The following is a 24,153-nucleotide window of genomic DNA, read 5'->3' on the forward strand; positions in this document are numbered from 1 at the left end:
ACATGCATATGCACCTAATGGCAAGAGATGCATATGCACATATTTGGAGGCTGTGATGTCGGAGATCGAGGCGGAGACGATCGGGCTGGCTATCGGAACTGACGCGCGGCCGCGGTCCCGCGTAGCGACGCCGCGCCAGGTGCTCGCGATCGTATCGGTGGGCATCTGCCTCGCAAACCTCGACCTGTTCATCGTCAATGTCGGGTTGCCGAACATCGCGCAGGAATTCCGCGGCGCCTCGCTCGAGGATTTGTCCTGGATCCTCAATGGCTACGCGATCGTCTATGCGGCGCTGCTGGTGTTTTTCGGCCGGCTCGCCGAACGCCACAGCCGCAATCTGAGCTTCCTGCTCGGCGTTGCGCTGTTCACGGCCGCGTCGGCGGCCTGTGCGCTCGCGCCCAACGTCGAATTGCTGGTCGTCGCCCGCATCGCGCAGGCCGCCGGTGCGGCATTGATGACCCCGACCTCGATCGGCCTGCTGCTGGCGTCGTTCCCGCCCGAGCAGCGTCCCGGCGCGGTGCGGACCTGGACGGCGATCGGCGGCCTTGCCGCCGCGCTCGGGCCACTGGCGGGCGGCGTGCTCGTCACCTTCGACTGGCGCTGGATCTTCATCGTCAATGTCCCGATCGGCATCGTCGCACTGATCATCGGATGGCTGAAACTGCCGGAAGTGCCCGGCCATGACGTGCCGCGTCCGAGTTCATGGGCGGCGCTACTGGTCACCTGCGGCATCGGTGCGCTCACCCTTGCGATCGTGAAGGCCAATGACTGGGGATGGGGTTCGCGCGGCGTCGAGCTTGGCTTTGCCATCGCAGCCGTCTCGCTCGCTGCCTTTACGTGGCACTGCCTCAACTCGAAGAATCCCTTCGTCGATCCTACGTTGTTCAAGGTGCGGCCGTTCACCGGGGCGACGTTTGTGATGGCGCCATACTCGGCGGCCTTCGGCGCGATGCTGCTGTCGGTGGCGTTGTGGGAGCAAACGGTGTGGGGCTGGTCGGCGCTGAAGACCGGCCTTGCGATCGCGCCGGGTCCGCTGCTTGTCCCGTTCACCTCGCTGTTGTTTGCCCGCCGCCTGATCGCGCGATTTGGCGCCGCGGCCGTCGTGTCCGCCGGGATCGCGTCGTTCGCGGGCGGTCTTGCGATCTGGGCAACGTTGCTTGGGGTTGACCCCGACATGCCTGCCTTTGTAGTCGGAATGATGTTCACTGGCATCGGCGTCGGGCTGACCTTTCCGACCCTGATGGGCGTCGGCGCCGGTTCGCTGCCGCCGTCGTCGTTCGCCACCGGCTCCGGTGTCATCAACATGATCCGGCAGGCCGCGCTTGCGATCGGCGTCGCGATCTTTATCGCGATCCTGGCAACGCCGGCCTCGATGACTGAGCGGATCGCGGCGTTTCAGCGCGGCTGGTGGATCATGATCGCCATCACCATTGCCGGCTTCGTGCCGAATTACCTGTTCATCCGGCGCAGGGCGGACCGCTAGCGGGTCAAAGCCGCCGCCGCGCCATCCGGCGGCCGCGAGCACGCCATCATCGTGCCGCAGGGAAACCTCAATCGAACCAGTCCTTTCCTCGCTGCGTCTCACCACGAGAAACGGCGCGCTCTGAGCCCAGCGCACCGTTGGTCTCGCGCGATGCGATGTTTCCCGGAGGGATGTGATGCGAAAGATTGCGAATTGTCTTGTGACCACCAGCCTGGTGCTGGCGGGAGCGCTGGTTGCCGGGCCGCTGCATGCGGCCAATCTCGACGCAGCGTCGCAGGTCGACGCCGTGACCGTCTATCCCGATGGCGCGAGCGTCACCCGCGTCATCACGCTCGATCTGCCCGCCGGCGACAACACGCTGGTCGCGAAGGATTTCCCGATGGGCCTCGATCCGTCCTCGCTCCGCGTGGAGGGTGAGACAGGCGGCAGGCTGACGATCGGGGCCATCGACGCGCGGCCGCCGCGCCCGGTGGAGCCGGCGAACCTGCCCGAGATCGACAAGCGGATCGAGGCGCTGCGGGATCAGCGCGAGGATCTGCAGGGGATCATCACGTCGGCCGAGGCGCGGCGCAAATTCGCCGAACACTTCGCCGAGGCCTCGCCGGTCGGGATCGGCGAGAAGGGCGAGGCGCGTCCGGTCAGCGAGTGGCGCGCCGCGTTCTCGGCAGTCGGGGACGAAGTCGCAACCGCCGACACCGCGATCCGCGACGCCGCGCGCAAGCAGCGCGACATCGATCGCGAGATCGCGCGCCTTGAAGCCGACCGCGCCGCCAAGCCGCCGAGTAAGCTCGAGGTGCGGATCGAGCTGGCCTCCGCTGCCGCGACCCGCGCGACATTGCGGGTGACCTATGCGGTGCGCAACGCGCGCTGGATGCCGATCTACGACGCCCGTCTCGATACCGGCGCCAAGGATCGCAAGCCGGCGATCGAACTGGTGCGCCGCGCCGAGATCACCCAGTCGACCGGCGAGGACTGGTCGAACGTGGCGCTCGCCGTCTCCACCGTGCGTGTCGCTCGTGGCGGCAATGCACCCGAACTCCATTCGCTGATCGTGCAGTACCCGCAGCCGCCGCGGCCGCTTGCGTGGCGAAATAGGGAGGACGGCGTGCAACAGCGCTCGGCTGCGGCGCCCGCTCCGGTCGCCGATGCGCTCAAGGAATTCCACCTTGGTGGGGGGGCGGTCATTGCGGAACAAGAGGCCACAGCTGACGTCGGCGCCTTCCAGGCCACGTTCAAAATTCCCGGCCGCGTCAGCGTCGCCGCCAACGAGGGCGCCAAGAGCCTGCGCATCTCCACGGCGATGATCACCCCTGATCTCGCGGTGCGCGCCGTGCCCGTGATCGATCCGACCGCGTTCCTGCAGGCGAGCTTCGTGCAGGCCGACGAGGCGCCGCTGCTGCCGGGGCAAGTCTCGATCTATCGCGACGGCATCTTTGTCGGCCGCAGCCGGATGGCCACCGCCGCCAAGGACGAGACCGTGCGGCTCGGCTTCGGCGCCGACGACAAGGTCAAGATCGAGCGCACGGTGGTGAAGCGCAATGAAGGCTCCGCCGGCCTCATCGTGACGACGTCGAAGACCGACGAGCGCGCCTTCAAGACCACGGTGCGCAACGGCCACGACTTCCCGATCAAGGTCGCGATCCAGGATCAGCTCCCGGTCAGCGAGAACGACGATATCGTGGTCGAGATGCTACCGTCGTCGACGCCTGCGACGACAACCAACCTGCGCGATGGACGCGGGGTCCTGGAGTGGGCGTTCGAGGCCAAGGCCGGTGAGGTCCGTGATATCAATTTCGCCTGGCGGATGCGCTGGCCCAAGGACAAGGGCGTCGTGATGGTGCCGGCGGGCTGATCTGCACCGGCAGCCGATGACATCCCTCCCGATCTCGGGCATCACTTTGCCAACGGCAAAAAGCCGAGATCGGGAGGATCCATGAGCTACCAGCACATCATCGTCGATGATCCGCGTCCGCGCGTCCGCCGCATCACGCTGAACCGGCCCGAGAAGCGCAATGCGCTGAACAACCGCCTGCGCGGCGAGATTTTCGAGGTGCTGGAGCAGGCCGATCGCGACCCCGACATTTCGATCTCGATCCTGCGCGGCGCGGGTCCGTGCTTCTCGGCAGGCTATGATCTCTCCGCCGACAACCGCGTCGACCAGCCCTATCATTCGGCGTCCGGCCCCGGCCAGTGGTCGCGCCACGTCGTCGAGGGCTGGTTCTCGATCTGGGATCTGGCAAAGCCGGTGATCGCGCAGGTGCACGGCTATTGCCTCGCCGGCGGCACCGAGCTCGCGACCGCCTGCGACGTGGTCTATGTCGCCGACGATGCCCAGATCGGCTATCCGCCGGTGCGGCTGATGAGCCCGCCCGACATGCAGTACCACCCCTGGCTGGTCGGCATGCGCCGCGCCATGGAATTGATGCTGACCGGCGATGCGATGTCCGGCCGCGAGGCCGCCGAGTGGGGCTATGCGACCCGCTCGTTTCCGCTCGCCGAGCTGGAGGCGAAGACGCTGGATTTCGCCGAGCGCGCGGCCAAGGTGCCGGTCGAGCTGCAGCAGCTCAACAAGCGCAGCGTGCATCGCGCGATGGAGATTATGGGCGCCCGCGCCGCGATGCGCGCCGGCACCGAAATCCAGGCGCTGGCCTTCACCACCGAGGCGAGCAAGGCCTACATGGCCGGCTTCCGCCGCGACGGCGGCAGCGTGAAGGCGCAGCTCGACCAGCGCGACACGACATTCGGCGATTACCGGACCAAGAAGGAGTGACGGCTTGACGGGCGAACGCGGGCTAGAAGCCCGCGTCCTCCTCCAGCCATTGCTGATTGTCCCAGCGCGCGCGGCGGCCGACGACATATTCGCGAACATCGTCCATGAAGCGCACTTTGCTGGCGAGTGCTCCGATGAAAGCCACGATCGCCGCGATCCAGGGCCACAGATGCATCTGCAGCGAGGCGGGTATCTGACTGGCGAATCCCGCCTGCAGCGCACCCGTGACCAGATAAGCCAACATGCCCCACGCAACGGCCAGGATCGTCGCCACGACCTCATAGCTGTTCTGATGAAATCTCACCAGTTGTCGCATCAAGGCCAGGTAGGCAAAGTAGACGATCACGCCGAGCATCAAAGCGACCAGTCCTGGCGGAAGCCCCCAGCTCTGGTCCCAGCTCAGATACGCAACGAAGCCCGCGGCGATCAACGCCTCGATGTAGGTCAGGCTGGATTTTTCTCGCATGATTGGCCCCGAAGCGATTCAAGCATCGACCGAGGCTATCATCATCGAGCGCTTCGGTAGAAGGGCAATTGCAAGACAACCGTTGGCGCCTTGTCCAGCGCGATCCTATGTTCGGGGATTCGGATGAAGAAGGAGCGAGCTAACGCTGAGTGAGGCGGGGCAGCTCTATCACGGTCACCCTGAGGAGGTCGCAAAGCGACCGTCTCGAAGGGCGACGGCCCGGCTTGCTCCGCGCGGCATCGTCGGGGCCGTGCATCCTTCGAGGCTCGCTCCGCTCGCACCTCAGGATGACGGGACTGCTTCCGCATATTCACTGTCATGCCCCGCCTTGAGCGGGCCTCCAGTACGCCGCGGCCTATCGATTGAACTCAGACCTCTCTGGAATACTGGGTCGCCCGGTCCCGTCTACGCCAAGGCTTCGACGAGGCCATGAGTGCATGGCGCGCCGAAGCTGTAGCGGAGGCGGCGAGCCGGGCGACGACGCTGTTGTTAGCGGCAAGCGCAACCACTCACTTCGCCTTCAGGAAGTCGCCGACTTCGAGCAGCACGAACTCGTCGTCATCGGCCTTGTTCGGGTCGCGGCTCGAGGAGAACGGCAGATTGTTGTCGTTGCCGACGATGATGTGGGTCTCGTCGACCCGGTCGACATTCTCGATGGTGAAGAACGGGAAGGTGTAGACGCCGTCGTTGAGCGGCTTGCGGGCCTTCTTGTTCGGGTCGCGGATCTTCATCAGGTCGATATAGGCGATCTTGCGCACCGGCTTGCCGACATTGGCGTCGGACAGCTCGATCTTGTAGACGCGCTTGAACCTGGCGAGGTCAGGGAAACAGTTCTCGCCGCGCTGGCCTTGCGGGCAGGCCTTGTCGGCGGTGCCTTCGCCATTGTCGCGCTCGATCACGAGGCCCTGGGTCGGATCAATCATGTTGAAGTCGCCGATCGCATTGCCGTTCTGCTCGAACACATACTGCCAATAGCGACCGGTGAACTTCTCCGCCGTGACGTCGAATTCGAGGATGCGCGAGGCTTCCTTGCCGTCGACCTTCTCCCAATCCTTCTTGTCGGCATCCCACAGCGGCCCTTCGAGCAGGCCGTAGAGGAACTTGCCGTCCTTGGAGGAGGCAAAGCCCTCATAGCCCTTGGAGCGGCGCAGGTTGACGTTGGTGTAGGTGGCGCCAGGGGCGCCGGGCGACTGCACGGCCCAGTGATCCGGCGAGCGCACCGGCTTGCCGTCGGCGACCGTCTCGAACACCGCGAGGATCTTGCCGGTCTTGTCGGCCTTGAGGATGTAGGGCCCGAACTCGTCGCCGATCCAGAAGGTGTCGTTGATGATCTGGAAGCCCTCGGTATCGAAGTCGGCACCGGTGAGGTAGCGCTTGGCGGTGTCCTCATGCACGATGCGGAACGGCACCTTCTTGTCGGGATCGTGCAGGAACACGGTCTCCTGACGCTCGATCTTGCCGTTCGCCCAGTCCATCTTGTAGCGGTTCAGGTACAGCATCGAGTCCGCCGAGTTGTAGCGCGCGCCCATGCCGTTGTCGGTGATCACCCAGAACGAGCCGTCCGGCATCGCCTTGATGCCGGAATGACCCTGCAGCGGCTGGCCCTTGAATGGCAGCGACACGCCGGTCGGCCGCTCGTAGGATTTGCCCATCACGGTGCCGATGGCATCGACGCGCTTGCCGGTGGTGTACTTGCCGGACGTCTTCAAATCGTTCGGCGCATCGGCGGGGGCGTCGATGAAGCTCTCCGCCGGCATCACGGCGTGTCCTGCCAGCGTCGCCGGGAATTCGCCCTCGCTCTGCGCGAACGCGGATGTGGCGAGCAGGATCGAGGCGACGGAACAGAGCAGTGACAGGCGCATGGTTGATCTCCCAAAAGGATAAACGATGCGGTGTTCTCCGGGCCGCCTGTTACAGCCGGCTGACAGTTTTGTGAACCGTGGATGTTGCGACGGGATAAGCCTTGCGGCGTTACGTCGCCTCCTGGCCACAAATGTCGTCCCGAGAAGGTTGTGAGACTGTCTGTCACGTCATTGCGAGCGAAGCGAAGCAATCCCTAGCGCAGCAAACGCAGACATGGATTGCTTCGTCGCTGCCGCTCCTCGCAATGACGAGGTTGAGGGTCTAGACGGGCCGCATCGTCTGCGGCAGCAGGAAAGGCACGCCGCTGCCGGTGTAGTCGATCGTGGCGTCGATCTCGAAGATCTGCCTCAGCGTGTCGGCCCGCATCGCGGCGGCACGGTCGCCGTCGACGGCAATCCGGCCGCGATGCAGCAGCAGGATGCGGTCCGCAAACCGCATCGCGAGGTTGAGGTCGTGCAGGATCGCGATCACGGCGGTGCCGCGCGCGGCGCGCCGCCGGGCGGTCTCGACCAGATCGATCTGATGCCGCAAATCGAGGCTCGAGGTCGGCTCGTCCAGCAGCAAGAGCCCCGGCCCATGCAGCGCCTCGCCGCAGGCAAGTTGCACCAACACGCGGGCGAAATGCGCGCGCTGCTGCTCGCCGCCGGACAGCGTCGGCAATTGCCGGAAGCGGAAATGCGCGAGCCCGACCTCGTCCAGCGCGGCAGTGACCAGCGCACGCGTCACCGCGCGCGGGCTCTCGCCGGCGCCCATGCTGACGATTTCCTCGACGGTGAACGGAAAGGTGACGTTGACGTGCTGCGACAGCATCGCACGGTGCTGCGCCAGCTCGCGCGGACCATAGGCGTTGAGGTCGCGCTGCCTGAGCCGGATCGTTCCGCGCGACGGACGGAGATCGCCCGACAGCATCCGCAGCAGGGTCGATTTGCCGGCGCCGTTGGGACCCACGATCGCGATCATCTCGCCGGCGCCGATCTGCAGCGAGACCGCATCGACCAGCGCGGCGCCGCCGACCTTCATCGATACCGACTGCGCCTGCAGCAGCGCGCTCATAGCGACACCAGCGAGCGCTGGCGCAGCAGCATGGCGAGGAAGAACGGCGCACCGATCGCCGCGGTCAGGATGCCGATCGGCATTTCCGCCGGGGCTACGACGGTGCGCGCCACGGTGTCGGCGCCGACCAGCAGGATAGCGCCGAGCAACGCGGAGGCCGGCAGCAGCAGGCGATGCGCGGGACCGATCACCAGCCGCAGCAGATGCGGCACCACGATGCCGACGAAACCGACCACGCCGCAGACCGAAACCGCGACCCCGGTCATCGCCGACACCAGCACGATCGAGATCCGCTTCAGCCGTTCGACATCGACGCCGCTGTGGAACGCCTCGGCCTCGCCGAGCACGAGCACGTCGAGCCCGCGCGCGATCCAGAGGCAAGCGATCAGAGCCGCGGCCAGCACCGGCGCCAGCGCCGTGAGCTTGGTCCAGGTTGCGCCGCTCAGCGAACCTAGCATCCAGAAGGTGATGTCGCGGAGCTGGCGGTCGTCGGCGACGAACACCAGGAGACCGATCCCGGCATTGGCGATCGCGGCAATTGCAAGCCCGGCGAGCAGGAAGATCGCAATCGAGGTCCGGCCGCCGCGGCTGGCAATGCCATAAAGCACGATGGTCGTGATCAGTGAGCCGCCAAAGGCCGCGATCGGCAGCAATTGATGTTGCAGGAAGCGCAGGCTTTCGCCGAGATGGCTGTCGGTGAACACGATCGCCGCGGCCGCCGCAAACGCGCCGCCGGAGGAGACGCCGACCAGCGCCGGGTCGGCGAGGGGGTTGCGGAACAGGCCCTGCATGATTGTGCCTGATACGGCAAGGAGTCCGCCGACCATCGCGGCCGCGGCGATCCGCGGGATCCGGATCGACCACACCACGAGCTGGTCGCGCGCCAGCAGCGGGTTGGCCGCGCCGTCGGCCCATAGTCCGAGCGCGGCGGGAAGCCGTGCCATTGGGATACCCGCGGCGCCGACCGTCAGGGCGATCAGCGCGCTTGCTGCGAGCGCCGCAAGCAGGCAGAGCAAAGTGAGTGTCGTCGCTGGCCGCAGCGACATGCCGGCGCGCCGTCGTTTCGCACGCGCGGGGCGTTCGGCCAGCACGCTCATTGCCGGCAGTTCGCGGTCAGCGCCGCCGGCTTGAAGGTGGCGGCCTCCGGCGCCAGCGCCGGATAGAGCTTGACCGCGAGGTCGCGTGCCGCGGCCGCGGTGCGCGGCCCGAAGCCGAGCAGGTAAAGCCCCTCCATCGAGATGAAGGCCTTGTCGGCCGCGACCGGTGTCAGCGCGAAGGCCGGATGCGCGAACACGGCCTCCGACGTCAGCGAGTCCTTGCCGCGATCGATCGACAGCACGACATCCGGCTTTGCCGCCACGATGGCCTCGTCGTTGACCGGCTTGTAGCCGTCGTAACCGTCGATCGCGTTGACGCCGCCGGCGAGCTGGATGATCTCGTCCGCGGCGGTCTTGTGGCCCGCGGCCAACGCCCGGCCGTTCAAGAGCGACATCACGAACATCACGCGCACCGGCTTTGCCACTTTGGCGCGCAGTGCGCGCAGTTGTGTGAGATCGCTTTCCACCGCCGTGGCCAGGCAGGCGGCGCGCGGATCGGCGCCCATGGCGTGGCCCACCAGCTTGATCTTCTCCACCAGCCCGGCCTCCGAGAACGTCTCCGGCACCAGCACCAGCGGCACCTTGGCCGCCTCCAGCACGTCCATGGTCTCCTTCGGCCCGGAGCCCTGCACCGCAAGCACCAGCGACGGATGCAGGCCGAGCACGCCCTCCGGCGACAGCTGGCGCATGTAGCCGACGTCGGGCTTCTCACGCAGGGCGGACGGCGGGTAGAGACTGGTGGCATCGACGCCGGCGATGCGGTCCTCGAAGCCGAGCGCATAGAGGATCTCGGTGATCGCGCCGCCGATCGAGACGATTCGCGTGGGATCGTCGATCACGACGTCGCGGTCGCGTGCGTCGTGCACGGTGATGCCCTCGGCGATCGCTGCGCCGATCGGCAGCAGACAGGAGAGCGCGAGCAGAGCGAGCGTGCGACAAATTGTCATCGGGGCGGTCACTTGGTCAGGATCAGCTTGCTCTGCGAGGTCAGTCGCAAGCGGTAATGCTCCTCGCCATGCACGATGATGATCTCGCGCTCGGCCGAGAACAGGTCGCGGCTGTCGAGGCGATTCCCATGCATGATGAGCGTTTTGGCCGCGTCAGACGCTGATGCGGCCTGTTTTCCCGCCGCGCCGATGTTGTCCCCGGAAATTGCCGACATGCTCGTGGTGCTGCGCCTACGAAATCTTCAAATGATGCTTGCTTGTATAAGCGGGCGAAGGCGCATTCCAACGGCTGCACTTTACAATCGATGTAAACAGCGCCGCCGCATTCTTGACCGTTTTGTTGCCGGCTCGTAACCAATCATCACACGATGCAGGCTTGTGGCTTGCATCGCAACGTAGCCAGCAAGCCGCTCAGTGGAGCGCACGCCAGCCAAACCAGAAATGCGATGATCGGGCTGGGGCTAGAATGGCTGACGGGGCTAGGGTTTCGCGCGCCTTGATTTTGGGTGCGTCGGTGTTTTCATTTTCGGCAGCAGTGCCGGCAAGCGGTTTGGCACAAACCGCGGATCCTTCGGCTGCGCGTCCCGCAACCGAGCGGCCGAAGCAGGCCAAGCGGAAGCCGAAGTCCGCCGCCGAACCGCAGGCAGCGGCGTCGCCTGCGATGAATGCGCGCGCACAGATCGGCGCGGTGCCGGTGCAGTCGCTCGATACCATCACGGCGGTCGCATCCAAGACCGAAGAGCGCGCGATCGACGCGCTGGCGCCGGTCAGCTCCGTCACGCTGGAGAAGATTCAGGGCCTGCAGCCGAACCGAGTGTCCGACATCTTCTATAACGTGCCCGGCGTCTCGTTCCAGGAGCGCGGCGACGATCCGGCGACCGTCATCAACATCCGCGGCCTGCAGGACTTCGGCCGCGTCGCCGTGGTGGTCGACGGCGCGCGGCAGAATTATCAGCGCACCGGCCATAACGCCAACGGCTCCTTCTTCCTCGATCCCGAATTGATCGGCGGCGTCGACGTGGTGCGCGGCCCGACCGCGAATATCTACGGCTCCGGCGCGATCGGGGGCGTGGTCTCGTTCCGCACCAAGGACATCGACGATGTGGTGCGTCCCGGCGAACGCTGGGGCGTCGACATGTCGGGGTCATACGGCAGCAACAAGGACCGCGGCATGGGTTCGGTGTTCGGCGGCGTGCGCGCCGATCCGAATGTCGACGTGTTCGGCGGCGCGGTCTACCGCACCCAGAGCAACTACGAGGACGGCGCGGGCACCGAGATCGGCAACACCGGCAACGATATCGTGGCCGGCCTGATGAAGGTGACGATCCGCCCGGCCGAAGGCCACGAGTTCAAGATCGGCGGTGTGTTCCAGGACTACCAGTACAATATCGGTCAGCAAAACCGCGGCCCGACCACGACGGCGGCGCCGCTCGCCGCGATCGCAGGCTCCTCGGTCTACGCTTCCGATGCAAGGAACTACACGGGTACGCTGAGCTGGCGATATTCCAAGCCCGACGACATGCTGTTCGACTGGAACATCTCGGTCTACAGCAACCGCACCGACAACGACCAGGTCAAGACCTACAACAACCGCATCACGTCAGGCGGCGGCGTCTGCACGCTGGCCAATCCCGGCAACAACATCTCCGGCTGCGTCGGCGACAAGCGCGGCTATTCGCTCGACACCGTCGGCCTCGACGTCAACAACACCTCGCGCTTCAATTTCGGCAACTGGCGCAACGCCCTAACCTACGGTTTCGACGCCTTCCGGGACGATGTCGAGACTTTCGATTCCCGCGGCAACTCCAACATCACGACGCCCGGCGGCCAGCGCACGGTGTCGGGCGGCTTCGTCCAGTTGAAGCAGAACTACTCGACCTGGCTCGAGCTCGTCAGCGCCGTCCGCTACGATCACTACGAGCTCACCTCGATCAACACCACGACCAGCGGCGACCGGCTGTCGCCGAAGATCACGGTCGGCGTCACGCCGGTCGCGGGCTTCACGCCCTATGTGAGCTATGTGGAAGGCTATCGCGCGCCGTCGATCACCGAGACCCTGATCTCGGGCGGCCACGCCACCGGCGGCGGGCCGGCGCTGTTCAACTGCCCCGACGGCACCAGCGGCCTGTTCTGCTTCCTGCCCAATGCGGCGCTGCGGCCCGAGGTCGGCAAGAACAAGGAGGCCGGTATCAATCTGAAGTATGACGGCATCTTCACCGCGAACGATTCATTCCGCGGCAAGATCAACGTGTTCCGCAATGACGTCGACGGCTATATCGACCTCGTCGCATCGACGCCGACCACGACGCCGTTCGGACGCTTCAGTCAGTTCTACCAGTACCAGAACATCGCCCATGCCCGCGTCGAGGGCTTCGAAGTCGAGACGATGTATGACACGGGCGACTGGTTCGTGGGGGTCGCCGGCCATCTGATGCGCGGCCGGAACACTGCGACCAATGTCGCGCTCGCCACCATCACGCCGCGCAAGGTGACGACGACGGCCGGCGTCCGCCTGCTCGACCGCTCGCTGATCATCGCCGCGCAATGGTCCTCGTTCGGCGCCAATAACGATTTGCCGGCGGGCTATCTGCCCTCGACCGGCTACGAGCTGGTCAATCTCTATCTGACCTGGAACGCCACCAAGGACATCACATTCACGGCGTCGGTCGACAACCTCTTGAACCAGTACTACCGGCCCTATGCGATCCCGGGCTCTTCGACTGACGGCACCACGCAGAACGACGTGCTGTTCTCGAGCCCCGGTCCGGGCACCGTCTACAAGGCCGGGCTCAGGATTCACCTAGGTGGAGCGTAAAGCGACGAGCCGATCTTTCCATCCAGGTTGCTCCGGCCGCGCTGGTGCTCCCAGCGCGGCCTTGGCGTATTCCTTGGCGCATTCATGATATCAACGAGCTCAACCGGCAGGATCCAAGGCGTCGTCCGAAGTATCCGCCGTCAAACAGGAGAAGGCTTTCATGTTCATCGCAATGAACCGGTTTCAGGTGATCAAGGGCAAGGAACAGGCGTTCGAGACGGTCTGGAGGACGCGCGAATCCTATCTCGGCGATCTGCCGGGTTTCATCGAGTTTCACCTCGTGAAGGGCCCCGAGGCCGAGGACCACACGCTCTATGCGACCCACACGGTGTGGGCCAGCAAGTCGGCGTTCGAGGACTGGACCAAGTCCGATGCGTTCCGCCGCGCCCATTCCCGCGCCGGCAACGAGACCGGCGGCAGCCTCTATCTCGGCCATCCCAAATTCGAAGGTTTCGAGGTGCTGATCACCGAGCGCGCCAAGAGCCCGGCGTGACGGAGGCGGCTGTGCGGAACGCGGAGCTCGCCGGGCTGAAGGCCTATATGGCCGACAATCCCGGCGCAGTCATCGAGGACGTCGCGCGCGAGCGCAAGGTGACGCCGCGCGCGGTGCTCGAGGCGCTGCCCGAAAGCATGGTGCGGATCGGCACTGCCGAGTTCGCCGCCACGATGCAGGACATCGCGGAATGGGGCAAGGTAACGCTGGTCGTGCACACCGATGACGCGATCTTCGAGTTCACCGGCGCCATTCCGAAGGGCGAAGTGGGCCGCGGCTACTTCAATCTGATGCAGCCGAAGGGCCTGCATGGCCATCTCAGGCATGGGCGCTGTGCGGCGATCGCGTTCGTCGAGCGGCCCTTCATGGGCAAGGTGTCGGCCTTCATCGCCTTCATCAATCTCGACGGCGGCATCATGTTCAAGGTGTTCGTCGGCCGCGACGAGACGCGCGCGTTGCGCGGCGACCAGCTGGCGCGATTCCATACGTTGGCGGACCGCATTGCACCGAAAGCGGCCTGAGACCGACGAAGGACGGGAGGCGACCATGTCGCAGCGCAGGCTTGGGCGACGTATCGGGATGTTGGCGGGCGCCGTGTTCGGCATGCTACCGGGCGCAAGCCTTGCTGCAGCCGACGCCGCGCTGCTGCCGCGCAATCTCTCGCCCTGGGGCATGTTCGAGAGCGCCGACATCGTCGTGAAGGCGGTGATGATCGGGCTCGCCTTCGCCTCGCTCGTGACCTGGACGATCTGGCTCGCCAAGACCGTCGAGATCCGCCGCAAGACGACGCTTGCGCGGCAGCGGATAGGGCTGCTCGAGCGCGACACGCAGCTTGCCGAGGTCGAGCAGGCGAGCCGCGACGGCAACGATGCCGTGGCGCAGATCGTGCAGTCGGCGTCGCGCGAGGCCGCGCTTTCCGGCGGCATGTTCGACGACGGCTTCAGGGAGCGCATCGCGCTACGGCTGGAGCGGGTCGAGGCGGCGATGTCGCGGCAGATCGCGCGCGGCACCGGCGTGCTCGCGACGATAGGCGCCACCGCGCCATTCGTCGGCCTGTTCGGTACAGTGTGGGGCATCATGAATGCCTTCATCGGGATCTCCGAGGCCCACACCACCAATCTCGCGGTGGTCGCGCCGGGTATTGCGGAGGCGCTGCTTGCGACCGCGCTCGGCCTCGTCGCGGCGATCCCGGCGGTCGTGATCTACAATCATTTGACGCGTTCGATCGCGGCCTACCGTGCGCTGCTCGGCGATGCCTCGGTCATGGTGATGCTGCTGGTCAGCCGCGAGGGCGATCGCAGCCTGTTCCGGCTGGCGCGCGCCGCGGAGTAGGGGATGGGCGCGAAGCTTGGTTCTGGCGGTGCATTCGGCGGCCGGCGTCGCGGCGACGACGAGCTGACCGAGGCGCATGAGATCAATGTCACGCCGTTCATCGATGTGATGCTGGTGCTGCTGATCATCTTCATGGTGGCGGCGCCGCTGGCGACCGTCGATCTCGGCGTCGATTTGCCGGCCTCGACCGCGGAGCCGCAGCCGCGGCCGGACAAGCCGGTGTTCGTCACGGTGAAGCCCGACCTCTCGGTCGCGGTCGGCGAGGACGTGATCGCGCGCGACACGCTGACCGCGACGCTCGACGGCGCGACACAAGGCAAGAAGGACGAGCGCATCTTCCTGCGCGCCGACAAGGCAGTCAGCTATGGCGACCTGATGGAGGTAATGAACCTGTTGCGCAATGCCGGCTATCTGAAGATCGCGCTGGTCGGCCTCGACGGACGAAGCTGATTTCCATGAATGCTTACGCCCTTCATGACGCAGGCGACGATATCAGGTTGCGGCGGTGGGGCCTGTCGGCGGCCGCGATCCTGGCGGCGCATGCGGCGCTGATTGCGCTCGGCATCACCTGGGTCTCGGCGCCGCCGCCGGGCGTTGCCGTGCCCGCAGTGCTGGTCGACCTGACGCCGATTACCTCGGCGCCGGCGATTTCGGAGACCGAACTGCCGCCGGGTCCGGCGATGCAGGAGGCTGACGCCTCGCCGCCGGAGCCTGCCGCCGCGCAGCCGGTGCAGGAGGAGATCGCGCCGACGCCGCTGCAGGAGAAGCCCGAGGTGACGGCGCCGCCCGAGCAGAAGCAGCAGGCCACGCCGCCGAAGCCCGAACCCGCGAAGGTCGTTCCGGAGCAGAAGCCCGAACCCATCAAGCCGAGGGTGGTCCGCCGGGAGGCAAAGACGCCATCCGAGGCGACGCCGGCACCTCGCACCAGCGCGCCGAGCCGCGCCGAGCGTCAGGCGCCCGCGGCATCCGCGATCAGCGCCGGCGCAGCCGCGTCGGCGATCGCGGCCTACAACGCACGCGTTCGCGCGCATTTGCTGCGCTTCCATTCCTATCCGGCCGGGGGCAACGGCCAGCGCGGCGTGGTCCGCCTGGTGTTCACGCTCGGCCGCGGCGGGCAGGTGCTGTCGAGCCATCTCGGCGGCTCCTCCGGCAATCCGACCTTCGACACGCGGGCGCTGGCGATGGTGCGCCAGGCCCAGCCGTTTCCGGCGTTTCCATCCGAGGTCACGCAGGGCTCGATGGCTTTCAGCGTGCCGGTCGCGTTCGTGCCGCGGTAGTACCAAGCCTCACTGACCTAGGCCGCACTTCTTTTCCCGTCATCCTGATGTGCGAGCCTTGCGGCGCAATTGCGCCGCTGGGCGAGCCTCGAAGGATGCACGGCCCGGCCGGTGGCCGTCGATCCTTCGAGACGCGCTTCGCGCTCCTCAGGATGACGGGAAAGGCTGAGTTCGCTTCGACCGATGCTCCGCTATTCCTTCACCGCTCCCGTCAGCGACGACACGTAATAGTCGACGAACAGCGAGTAGAACAGCGCGACCGGCAGCGAGCCGAGCAGGGAGCCTGCCATCAGCGCGCCCCACTGGTAGACGTCGCCGGTGATGAGTTCGGTCAGGATCGCGACCGGCACGGTCTTGTTGGCGCCGCTCTGGATGAAGGCGAGCGCGTAGATGAACTCGTTCCAGGACAGCGTGAAGGAGAAGATGCCGGCCGAGATCAGGCCGGGTACCGCGAGCGGCAGCGTGATCCGCCACAGGATCTGCAGCCGCGTCGCGCCGTCGACCAGCGCGCATTCCTCGAGCTCGTAGGGGATCGACTTGAAATAGCCGATCAGGAGCCAGGTGCAGAACGGCACCAGGAAGGTCGGATAGACCAGGATCAGCGCCAAGGGTGAATCGAACAGGCCGAACTGCACGATCACGGTCGCCAGCGGAATGAACAGGATCGACGGCGGCACCAGATAGGCGAGGTAGATGCCGAGGCCGACATAGGGGCTGCCGCGGAAGCGCAGCCGCTCGATCGCGTAGGCGGCGAGCGTGGAGGCGAACAGCGACAGGAAGGTCGAGCCGATCGCGACCAGCATGGTGGTCTTCAGCCAGCGGGGATACGACGTGTCGAACAACAGATGCTTGACATGCGCGAGCGTCGGCGAGGTGATCCAGAACGGATTGTGCTCCTTGTAGTTCAAGAGCTCCGCGTTCGGTTTGAACGAGGTGATCGCCATCCAGTAGAACGGGAACAGCAGGATCAGCATGAAGCAGGCGAGCGGCAGATAGATCATCACCACGCGCCGGGCGCGGGAATCCCACGCCATCGTGTCGGGCGTCGCGCTGGCGACGTTGGAGGATTGGGCGGCGACGTCAGTCATTGGCTTCTCCTTGCTGCCATTTGCGGCGGGCGAGGCCGAAGTAGCTGAACAACGTCGCGAATACGAGGAACGGGATCATCGAGACCGCGATCGCGGCACCCTCGCCGAGCTCGCCGCCGGCGATGCCGCGCTGGAACGCCAGCGTCGCGAGCAGGTGCGTCGAGTTGACCGGGCCGCCGCGGGTGATGGCGTAGACGAGCTGGAAGTCGGTAAAGGTGAAGATGATCGAGAACGTCATCACGATCGCGAGAATCGGCATCATCATCGGGAAGGTGATGTAGCGGAAGCGCTGCCAGGAGGTGGCGCCATCGAGCATCGCCGCCTCATAGAGCGAGGGCGAGATCGTCTGCAGCCCGGCCAGGAGCGAGATCGCGACGAACGGGATGCCGCGCCAGATGTTGGCCGCGATCAGCGAGAACCGCGCCGGCCAGGGCGAGCCGAGGAAATCGACATTGCTGTCGCGCAAGTGCAGCACGTCGACCAGCAGATAGGAGATGATCGAGAACTGCGGATCGTAGATCCACCAGAATGCCAGCGCGGAGAGCACTGTCGGCACGATCCACGGCAGCAGCACGATGGCGCGGATCAGGCTCTTGAACGGGAAATGGTTGTTGAGCAGCAGCGCCAGCCAGAAGCCGAGCGCGAACTTTCCGAAGGTTGCGACCGCGGTATAGAAGATCGAGTAGAATACCGCGTTCCACCATAAGGGATCCTTGAGCAGATACTGGAAGTTCTCGAGCCCGATATAGATGCCGCGCTGGCCGATCGTTGTGTCGGTGAAGGCGAGCCAGATGCCGAGGCCGAGCGGATAGGTGAGGAACACCAGCAGCAGGCCGATCGCGGGCGCAAGGCACATCACGATCAGGAACGGTTTGTAGTCGAACAGGCGCGCGAGCCAGCCGGGTTGCCGGAGCGCTGCGCCGCGCGATGGGAGGGTCGTTACGGACATTGAATGCTCGTTTTCTCGTCATTGCGAGGAGCGAAGCGACGAAGCAATCCATTTCGCGTCTCTGGCGCTATGGATTGCTTCGCTTCGCTCGCAATGACGGCTGATTCAGTTGCGCAGTTCAATGACCGCCGTTACCGGCCCTGCCGTCGGAAGTACCGCTTGGCGCGCTGCTCGGCTTCCGCGGCGGCGGCTTCCGGCGTGGCCGCATCGGTGGCGACGGAGGCGCACATCTGCACCAGCACATAATCGGCGTTGACGGCACCGGTCGCGGTCGAGATCGGCCCCTTGTAGCCGTTGTAATAGGGGCTCTTCATCGTGTCCTTGAAGATCGCGACCTTGGGATCGCCCGACCACACCGCAGCGTCGGCGTAGGCTGCGAGCGGCTGCGACCAGTAGCCGGAGTTGGCGTTGAGCCACGGCTCGTACTGCTCCTTCTCCAGCATGAATTGCAGGAACGCCTTCGCCGCGTTGGGATACGGGCTGTGCTTGAATGCCATCGCGTTGAGGGTCAGGCCCGACATCGGAGAGGTCGAGGCCAGCCCCTTGATCAGGAACTGATGCGCGGTATCGTCGGCGATCGCCTTGGTCGCGGGATCGTTCTTCAGCGAGAAATACAGCGAGACGCCGTTGGCGGTCAGGCCGATTTCCTGCGACGAGTAGGCGCGGTTGTTGGAGACGTCATTCCAGGACGGCGTGCCGGCGATGAAGGTCGGATAGAGCTCCTTCAAATATTTCAGCGCGGCGATGGTCTCCTTGCTGTTGATGATGATATTGCCTTCCTCATCGAGCAGCGCGGCGTTGTGCGACCACAACAGCCAGTTGGCGAAGCCGTTGCCGTCGCCGACGGCGTTGCCGAGCGCGAAGCCCGGCGGCTTGCCGGCCGCCTTCAGCTTCTTGCAGAGTTCGAGGAAGCCGGCGTGGTCCTCCGGCACCTTGTCGAAGCCGGCCGCATTGACCAGCGACTTGCGGTAGACCAGCGGACCGCCCGAGGCGCCGAACGGCAGGCCGACCCAGCTGTTCGACTTCGAACGCATGCCGTAGCGGCGTGCCAGCGTCAGCCATCCGCCATAGCGCTTGTCGAGATAATCGGCGACGTCGGTCAATTCGATCAGCTTGTCGATATAGATGTGCGGCGCGTCGCCGAAGCCGATGATGATGTCGGGACCGGCGCCGGAGTTCGAGGTCACCGCGGTTTGCTGATTGATGTCTTCCCAGCCGACGAAGTCGACCTTGACCTCGACGCCGGTCTTGTCGGTGAATCGCTTGGCATTGGCGCGGAACACGTCTTCGTCGGCCTGGACGAAGCGCACCGGCCGCAACATGCGCAAGGTCGCGCCCTTCTCGATCGGCAGCGACGGCGCCGCCACGTCGGCAGCCTTCACTTTCGATGCGTCCTGCGCCGAGGCCCCGGTGACCGCCAGTGCCGCCGCGGACGCCCCCAGCGCCAGCGCGTCGCGACGCGTGATCTCGTACTTCATGTCGTTCGCACTCCCGTTCTTATTGTTTGGTTGTCATTGTTCCTTCCCGGCGTTGGCCGCCGGTGAAGGGTCTCGTGGTCGCGGCGCGCCCGCGCGAAGGGCCCGCATGACGGGTCCTCGCGCGAAGAGCGCATTCCCGCCTTAGCTGTTCGGACCGCGATCCATGCTGACGGGTTGCCAGCGGCGCAGCGCGGTGTCTTGCAGCACCGACGGGTTGACGCAGCTTACCGGCCACATGCCTTGCAGCACTAGTGACAATTCGTAGCCCACCCGGCGCTTGCGCGCTTCGTCAAAACGTGCCGATGCCGAGGCGACATGGGCGGTCAAGGTAACATTGTCCATCCCGAGCATCGGATTGTTGTGCGACGGGGGCTCCTTCTCCAGCACGTCGAGCGCGGCGTGGGCGATCCAGCCCTCCTGCAGCGCCTTGATCAGCGATTGCTCATCGACGGTGGCGCCGCGGCCGGTGTTGATGAAGATGGCGGATCTTTTCATCTGACGAAAATGATTCTCGGTCAGCATGTGATGCACTTCGGGCCGCGCCGGGGCGTGCATCGAGACGAAATCGGACTGCGACAGCACCTCCGACAGCGTCGAGGGAATCACGCCGTGGTCGTACATCAGCGTTTCCTGAATGAAGGGATCATAGGCCACCATCCTGAGGCCGAACGGCGCGGCGCGCTTGGCCACCGCGCGGGCGACGCGGCCGAACGAGATGAAGCCGAGCGTCTGGCCCATCAGTCGCGGAATCTTCAGCAGCGCCGGGCGGCCCTCGGCCCAGCGGCCGCTGCGCACCATCTTGTCCTGCTCGATCAGGCGGCGGAAGCCGGCGAGCAGCAGCATCATGGCGTGGTCGGCAACCTCCTCGATGAAGGTATCGGGGATGTTGGTGACGGGGATGCCGCGGGCGGTCGCGGCCTTGACGTCGACCGAGTCGACGCCGACGCTGCCGAGCGTGATCACCTTGCAGTTCTCGAGCGCATCGATCACCGCTTTGGTGATTGGCATGCCCTTGGCGTAGATCGCGTCCGCGGTGCGCGCCGCGGCGATGAATTCGGCCTCGTTGGCCGGCGCCTCGACGATCTCCGCGCCGATCGGATCGAGCGCCTCGCGCTCATAATCATAGCCGCCGCCGGCGACCGTAAAGCTCGCGCCCTTCGGCGTCACCACCCTGAATTTCGACATTGTCTGCTCCCGATGTGAGGTCTTCTGTTCTTGCTTCTTGCTGGTTTGCTTCTTGATGTTCTTGCTTGCCGGAGTGCGGCTTGGATCACCGCTGTCCCTACTTCTACGCGAGCGGCGCTGTTGTCTCCACAATTGCCGGTTGGTCCGCGGCCCGATTCTCCGGGCTTCTACGGGGAACCTCCGTAACCATCAGGTAAAGGGTCTCACATTACGGTGAGCGGAATCAATCCGCCAATCGCGTCGCGTTCCCCGCCTCTTCTGGAGATCCCCGTGAAGCTGTCAAATCTGAAGATCACCCCCAAGCTCGGCATTCTGGTGGGGGTGACCCTCCTTGGTCTGTGCACGGCCGGCATCCTCGCCGGTCACTTGATGCAGCGTGAGATGACCAATGCTCGCATCGACCAGGCCAAGGCCATCGTCGAGATGGCGAAGAACATGGCGGCGGGCCTGAAGAAGGAAGTCGACGCCGGCAAGATGACCAAGGAGGCCGCGCTGGCCGAGTTCGGCAAGCGCGCCAACGCCATGACCTATGACAACGGCGCCGGCTATCTGTTCGGCACCGACTACAACGGCATCACCGTGCTGGCGCCCGATCCGAAGCAGGTCGGAACCAACCGCATGGACGTCGTGACCAATGGCCGCAAGCTCTCGCAGGAACTGATGGACGGCGTGAAATCCAAGGGCGAGATCCTGCTGTTCTATGATTACGTGAAGCCCGGTCAGGAGACGCCGATCCACAAGCTCGGCTATGCCGTCGCGGTCCCCGGCTTCGACATGTATCTCGGCACCGGCGCCTATCTCGAGGATATCGACGCCAAGATGCGGCCGATCGCGTGGCTGCTCGGCCTTGCGATCCTCGGCATCGGCATCATCTCCGGCTCGGTCGCCTGGCTGATCGGCCGCAGCATCTCCCGGCCGCTCAACCTGCTCGGTGCACGCATGCGCGACATCGCCGACGGCAAGCTCGACGGCGACATCCCGGGTGTCGGCCGCGGCGATGAGGTCGGCGGGATGGCGGCGACCGTGCAGATCTTCAAGGACAATGCGATCCGCATCCGCGGCCTCGAGCAGTCCGAGGCCGAGACGCAGGCGCGCGCCGCCGCCGAGCGGCGCAGCGCGATGCAGGACCTTGCGAGCGATTTCGAGCGCAGCGTGAACGGCATCGTCCGTACGGTGGCCTCCGCCGCCGCCGGCATGCAGACCACGGCGCAGTCGATGACCGCGACCGCCAGCGACGCCAGCGCGCGGGCCGCGACCGTGGGGGCCGCCTCCGATTCTGCCTCCGACAATGTCGGCACCGTCGCCGCGGCGGCCGAGGAGCTCTCCAGCTCGGTTGCGGAAATCTCCCGTCAGGTGGCGCGTTCCAGCGAAGTCGCAAGCCAGGCGGTGGCCGATGCCGAGCGCACCAACGCGACCGTGCAGGCGCTCTCCACCGGCGCCGAGAAGATCGGCGAGGTGGTCAAGCTGATCCACTCGATCGCCGCCCAGACCAACCTGCTCGCGCTCAACGCCACCATCGAGGCGGCGCGCGCCGGCGAATCCGGCCGCGGCTTCGCGGTGGTCGCCTCCGAGGTGAAGGCGCTGGCCAACCAGACCGCGAAGGCGACCGAGGAGATCTCGGCGCAGGTCGCGGCGATGCAGGCCTCCACCGGCGAGGCGGTGACCTCGATCGGCGGCATCACCGCGACCATCGCGCAGATGAGCGAGATCACTGCCTCGATCTCGACCGCGATCGACCAGCAGGGCGATGCGACGCGCGAAATCGCGCGCAACATTCAGCAGGTCGCGGCCGGCTCGAGCGAGATCTCCGCCCATATCGGCGGCGTCACCACCGCGGCCGCCGCCACCGGCAGTGCGGCCAGCGACGTACTGTCGAACGCGCGCGAGCTCGACACCCAGTCCGGCATGCTGCGCAACGCGGTCGACGAGTTCCTGCAGAAGGTACGTGCGGCGTAACGGATTACGCAGGGTGGGTTAGCTAGCGAAGCGCAACCCACCCGGCGCATTCCACGACTGCGCATCCCGTCATCCAGAGGTGCGAGCCTTACGGCGCAATTGCGCCGCTGGGCGAGCCTCGAAGCACGTGCGACCCGGCTGGTGGCCGTCGATCCTTCGAGACGGCGCAAGAGCGCGCACCTCAGATGACGGAATTGGCAGGTGCCGGGAGCAGCCTTTCGCCGCATGGGTGCTCCCGGGCCGTCGCAGGGGCGGGCTGCCGAAAATATCGAAAACAACCCCATGCCAAGGAGCCGGTGGCGACCGGCGGTCGACCAGCCGACTTGACACGTCGGGCAAATCAGTGTCACATTTCTAATATTCCGAAAAATTGACGTTATGATCCCGCCGGGAAGACCTGCGCGACGTGAAAGGCCTTGGTGGTGATGAGCCACCTGCCGTCGATCCGATGAAACACGAGATGGTCGATGAAGCCGGTTTGGCCGGCCCTGACGCGCACCTTGGCGATGGCCAGATCGGACGCGGTCTGGTCGATGCTAATGATGGCATCCTCGCGCGGCGATTTCATCGACGCCGGCGAGGGACGGCTGCGGATGAAGTCGCGGAATTCCGCGGCCGACCGCACCGTGTGCTTGCCGTCGCGGATGCCGTGCACGATGCAGGCATCGGAGAAGACGTCGCGGAACCGGCTATCGTCGACGTCATACATCAGGTTGAAATATCCATCGATCGCGGATGCGATGGCCTGGATGTCGCTCATTGCAAAATCTCCGTAGCGGATGATGTGGTGGTGGCCGCACCGGATCGAACCGGTGATCTGCGCCGACAGTGGCCGATATGGTGGCGGAGTGCTACGACTGGCCGGTCATCTCTTGGATGACTGAGAGGCATCAACATGGATGAAGTTGACGGTCGGCTGGTTGGCGGCCTGGTGGTGCTCGCGGCGCTGGCCGATGCGCGCAGTTTTGGCCGGGCTGCCGAACGGCTCGGCATGACGCAATCCGGGGTCAGCAAGGCGATCGCCAAGCTCGAGGCGCGCCTTGATGCCAGGCTGGTTCACCGTACCAGCCGCGCCGTCGAGCTCACCGGGGAAGGACGCGCGCTGGTCGAGCGGGTTGCCGCGCATCTGGCCGGGATCGGCGAGGCGGCGGCGGAGACCGCGAAATCGCGCGATGCGGTCCGCGGCAGGCTGCGGGTCAATGTCGATCCGCTGTTCTCCCGCATGGTGCTGTCGCCGAAGCTGAGCGGGTTCCTGCTGCAGAATCCGGGCATGGAGCTGCGGATCGAGACCCGCGACCGGATCGCGGATCTGGTCAGCGACGGTTTTGATCTGGCGGTGCGTTTCGGCGAGCCCGCGCCCTCGGCGCTGATTGCGCGCCGCGTCCTCGATGCGCGCGTGCTCACCGTGGCCTCGCCGATCTATCTCGAGCGACACGGCCGGCCGCTTGATCCGCGGGAGCTGGCGAGCCGCGACCATCAGTGCATCCTGGCCATCGACGCGGCGACCGGGCGTCCCTTCGATTGGGAGTTTTGGCGCGGCGGCGAGGTCGTGCCGGTGGCTGTCAACGGGCGGCTCACCGTGACCGATTCAGGAACCAAGCTCGGCGCTTGCCTGGCCGGCTTCGGCATCGCGCAGGTGATCGATCTCGGCCTCGACGATCACCTGAGGAGCGGCGCGCTGATCGAGCTGTTTCCCGACTGGCCCGACGAGCATTTTCCGCTCTACGTCTATTACGCCTCGCGGAACCACGTGCCGGCCAAGGTGAGGCGGTTCATCGACTTCATCACGGAAACGCTGGCGGCAAAGTCCCATTCGCCACGCAAATCCGCCGGCTTGCGCAAGGCAGGCTAGAGCTTTGACGCGTTTTCTTCACGCGAACCGGTGCCCACTTCGCTCGAAA

Annotated in this window: 23 protein-coding genes; 12 read left to right on the forward strand and 11 right to left on the reverse strand. The window is 65.6% G+C overall.

Annotated elements, in window-relative coordinates; genetic code table 11:
* Window positions 1–55 precede the first annotated feature (55 nt).
* The 3 genes from ACVW1C_RS26670 to ACVW1C_RS26680 all read left to right on the forward strand — a co-directional run bounded on the left by ACVW1C_RS26670 (window position 56) and on the right by ACVW1C_RS26680 (window position 4,253).
* Window positions 56–1,483, forward strand: a complete 1,428-nt coding sequence (locus ACVW1C_RS26670) for an MFS transporter (protein WP_456760943.1) — start codon at window positions 56–58, stop codon at window positions 1,481–1,483.
* Between the two features lie 175 nt (window positions 1,484–1,658).
* Window positions 1,659–3,335, forward strand: a complete 1,677-nt coding sequence (locus ACVW1C_RS26675; protein WP_456760944.1) for a mucoidy inhibitor MuiA family protein — start codon at window positions 1,659–1,661, stop codon at window positions 3,333–3,335.
* An 81-nt stretch (window positions 3,336–3,416) separates the two neighbouring features.
* On the forward strand, window positions 3,417–4,253 hold the full coding sequence (locus ACVW1C_RS26680) for an enoyl-CoA hydratase-related protein (protein ID WP_176533463.1): 837 nt from the start codon (window positions 3,417–3,419) through the stop codon (window positions 4,251–4,253).
* A 22-nt stretch (window positions 4,254–4,275) separates the two neighbouring features.
* Here ACVW1C_RS26680 and ACVW1C_RS26685 read toward each other — a convergent pair whose 3' ends face one another.
* From ACVW1C_RS26685 to ACVW1C_RS26710, 6 genes are all read right to left on the reverse strand, one after another.
* Window positions 4,276–4,719, reverse strand: coding sequence for a hypothetical protein (locus tag ACVW1C_RS26685; RefSeq protein ID WP_456760945.1), 444 nt, complete (start codon window positions 4,717–4,719; stop codon window positions 4,276–4,278).
* A gap of 509 nt (window positions 4,720–5,228) precedes the next feature.
* On the reverse strand, window positions 5,229–6,581 hold the full coding sequence (locus tag ACVW1C_RS26690) for an esterase-like activity of phytase family protein (protein WP_456760946.1): 1,353 nt from the start codon (window positions 6,579–6,581) through the stop codon (window positions 5,229–5,231).
* Window positions 6,582–6,843: 262 nt separating this feature from the next.
* Window positions 6,844–7,635 carry a heme ABC transporter ATP-binding protein gene (locus ACVW1C_RS26695; protein ID WP_456760947.1) on the reverse strand — a complete coding sequence of 264 codons (792 nt, stop codon included), beginning with the start codon at window positions 7,633–7,635 and terminating at the stop codon, window positions 6,844–6,846.
* Window positions 7,632–8,732, reverse strand: a complete 1,101-nt coding sequence (locus ACVW1C_RS26700; protein WP_456760948.1) for a FecCD family ABC transporter permease — start codon at window positions 8,730–8,732, stop codon at window positions 7,632–7,634. The genes ACVW1C_RS26695 and ACVW1C_RS26700 overlap by 4 nt, the downstream gene beginning before the upstream one ends.
* A complete protein-coding gene (locus ACVW1C_RS26705; protein WP_456760949.1) occupies window positions 8,729–9,679 on the reverse strand; it encodes a heme/hemin ABC transporter substrate-binding protein in 951 nt (316 codons plus the stop codon). Before ACVW1C_RS26705 ends, ACVW1C_RS26700 begins: the two co-directional genes overlap by 4 nt.
* 8 nt (window positions 9,680–9,687) lie before the next feature.
* Window positions 9,688–9,894, reverse strand: coding sequence for a hemin uptake protein HemP (locus ACVW1C_RS26710; protein WP_456760950.1), 207 nt, complete (start codon window positions 9,892–9,894; stop codon window positions 9,688–9,690).
* Between ACVW1C_RS26710 and ACVW1C_RS26715 the strand changes: the two genes are divergently transcribed.
* The 7 genes from ACVW1C_RS26715 to ACVW1C_RS26745 all read left to right on the forward strand — a co-directional run bounded on the left by ACVW1C_RS26715 (window position 9,812) and on the right by ACVW1C_RS26745 (window position 15,596).
* Entirely contained in the window at window positions 9,812–10,033 is a 222-nt protein-coding gene (locus ACVW1C_RS26715; RefSeq protein WP_456763302.1) for a hypothetical protein, read from the forward strand. The two genes, ACVW1C_RS26710 and ACVW1C_RS26715, sit on opposite strands and share 83 nt — an antisense overlap.
* Window positions 10,034–10,145: 112 nt before the next feature.
* A complete protein-coding gene (locus ACVW1C_RS26720) occupies window positions 10,146–12,494 on the forward strand; it encodes a TonB-dependent hemoglobin/transferrin/lactoferrin family receptor (protein ID WP_456760951.1) in 2,349 nt (782 codons plus the stop codon).
* A 160-nt stretch (window positions 12,495–12,654) separates the two neighbouring features.
* Window positions 12,655–12,987 carry an antibiotic biosynthesis monooxygenase family protein gene (locus ACVW1C_RS26725; protein ID WP_456760952.1) on the forward strand — a complete coding sequence of 111 codons (333 nt, stop codon included), beginning with the start codon at window positions 12,655–12,657 and terminating at the stop codon, window positions 12,985–12,987.
* 47 nt (window positions 12,988–13,034) lie between these two features.
* The gene (gene hutX / locus ACVW1C_RS26730; protein ID WP_456763181.1) at window positions 13,035–13,508 is read left to right on the forward strand and encodes a heme utilization cystosolic carrier protein HutX; all 474 of its coding nucleotides are present in this window, start codon (window positions 13,035–13,037) and stop codon (window positions 13,506–13,508) included.
* Between the two features lie 58 nt (window positions 13,509–13,566).
* The gene (gene exbB, locus ACVW1C_RS26735; RefSeq protein ID WP_456763182.1) at window positions 13,567–14,319 is read left to right on the forward strand and encodes a tonB-system energizer ExbB; all 753 of its coding nucleotides are present in this window, start codon (window positions 13,567–13,569) and stop codon (window positions 14,317–14,319) included.
* Between the two features lie 3 nt (window positions 14,320–14,322).
* Entirely contained in the window at window positions 14,323–14,769 is a 447-nt protein-coding gene (gene exbD, locus ACVW1C_RS26740; RefSeq protein ID WP_456760953.1) for a TonB system transport protein ExbD, read from the forward strand.
* 5 nt (window positions 14,770–14,774) lie between these two features.
* Window positions 14,775–15,596 (forward strand): TonB family protein, encoded by an 822-nt coding sequence (locus ACVW1C_RS26745; RefSeq protein WP_456760954.1) that lies wholly within the window; start codon window positions 14,775–14,777, stop codon window positions 15,594–15,596.
* 191 nt (window positions 15,597–15,787) lie between these two features.
* Here the strand turns inward: ACVW1C_RS26745 and ACVW1C_RS26750 are convergent, their stop codons facing one another.
* The 4 genes from ACVW1C_RS26750 to ACVW1C_RS26765 form a co-directional block, all read right to left on the reverse strand.
* Complete coding sequence (locus tag ACVW1C_RS26750) at window positions 15,788–16,630, reverse strand: carbohydrate ABC transporter permease (RefSeq protein WP_456763183.1); 843 nt, start codon at window positions 16,628–16,630, stop codon at window positions 15,788–15,790.
* A gap of 46 nt (window positions 16,631–16,676) precedes the next feature.
* Window positions 16,677–17,633, reverse strand: coding sequence for a carbohydrate ABC transporter permease (locus tag ACVW1C_RS26755; protein ID WP_456760955.1), 957 nt, complete (start codon window positions 17,631–17,633; stop codon window positions 16,677–16,679).
* 131 nt (window positions 17,634–17,764) lie between these two features.
* Window positions 17,765–19,111, reverse strand: coding sequence for an ABC transporter substrate-binding protein (locus tag ACVW1C_RS26760; RefSeq protein ID WP_456760956.1), 1,347 nt, complete (start codon window positions 19,109–19,111; stop codon window positions 17,765–17,767).
* A 141-nt stretch (window positions 19,112–19,252) separates the two neighbouring features.
* On the reverse strand, window positions 19,253–20,296 hold the full coding sequence (locus ACVW1C_RS26765) for a C-terminal binding protein (RefSeq protein WP_456760957.1): 1,044 nt from the start codon (window positions 20,294–20,296) through the stop codon (window positions 19,253–19,255).
* Window positions 20,297–20,566: 270 nt separating this feature from the next.
* On the opposite strand from ACVW1C_RS26765, the gene ACVW1C_RS26770 reads away from it, so the two are divergent.
* Window positions 20,567–22,252 carry a methyl-accepting chemotaxis protein gene (locus ACVW1C_RS26770; RefSeq protein WP_456760958.1) on the forward strand — a complete coding sequence of 562 codons (1,686 nt, stop codon included), beginning with the start codon at window positions 20,567–20,569 and terminating at the stop codon, window positions 22,250–22,252.
* A gap of 376 nt (window positions 22,253–22,628) precedes the next feature.
* Here the strand turns inward: ACVW1C_RS26770 and ACVW1C_RS26775 are convergent, their stop codons facing one another.
* Window positions 22,629–23,012: a nuclear transport factor 2 family protein gene (locus tag ACVW1C_RS26775; RefSeq protein ID WP_456760959.1), complete on the reverse strand. Its 384-nt coding sequence runs from the start codon at window positions 23,010–23,012 to the stop codon at window positions 22,629–22,631.
* Window positions 23,013–23,147: 135 nt separating this feature from the next.
* Here ACVW1C_RS26775 and ACVW1C_RS26780 point away from each other — a divergent pair, with 135 nt between their 5' ends.
* Window positions 23,148–24,104: a LysR family transcriptional regulator gene (locus tag ACVW1C_RS26780; protein ID WP_456760960.1), complete on the forward strand. Its 957-nt coding sequence runs from the start codon at window positions 23,148–23,150 to the stop codon at window positions 24,102–24,104.
* Window positions 24,105–24,153 lie beyond the last annotated feature (49 nt).

The sequence above is a fragment of the Bradyrhizobium sp. USDA 4011 genome, from assembly GCF_054063415.1.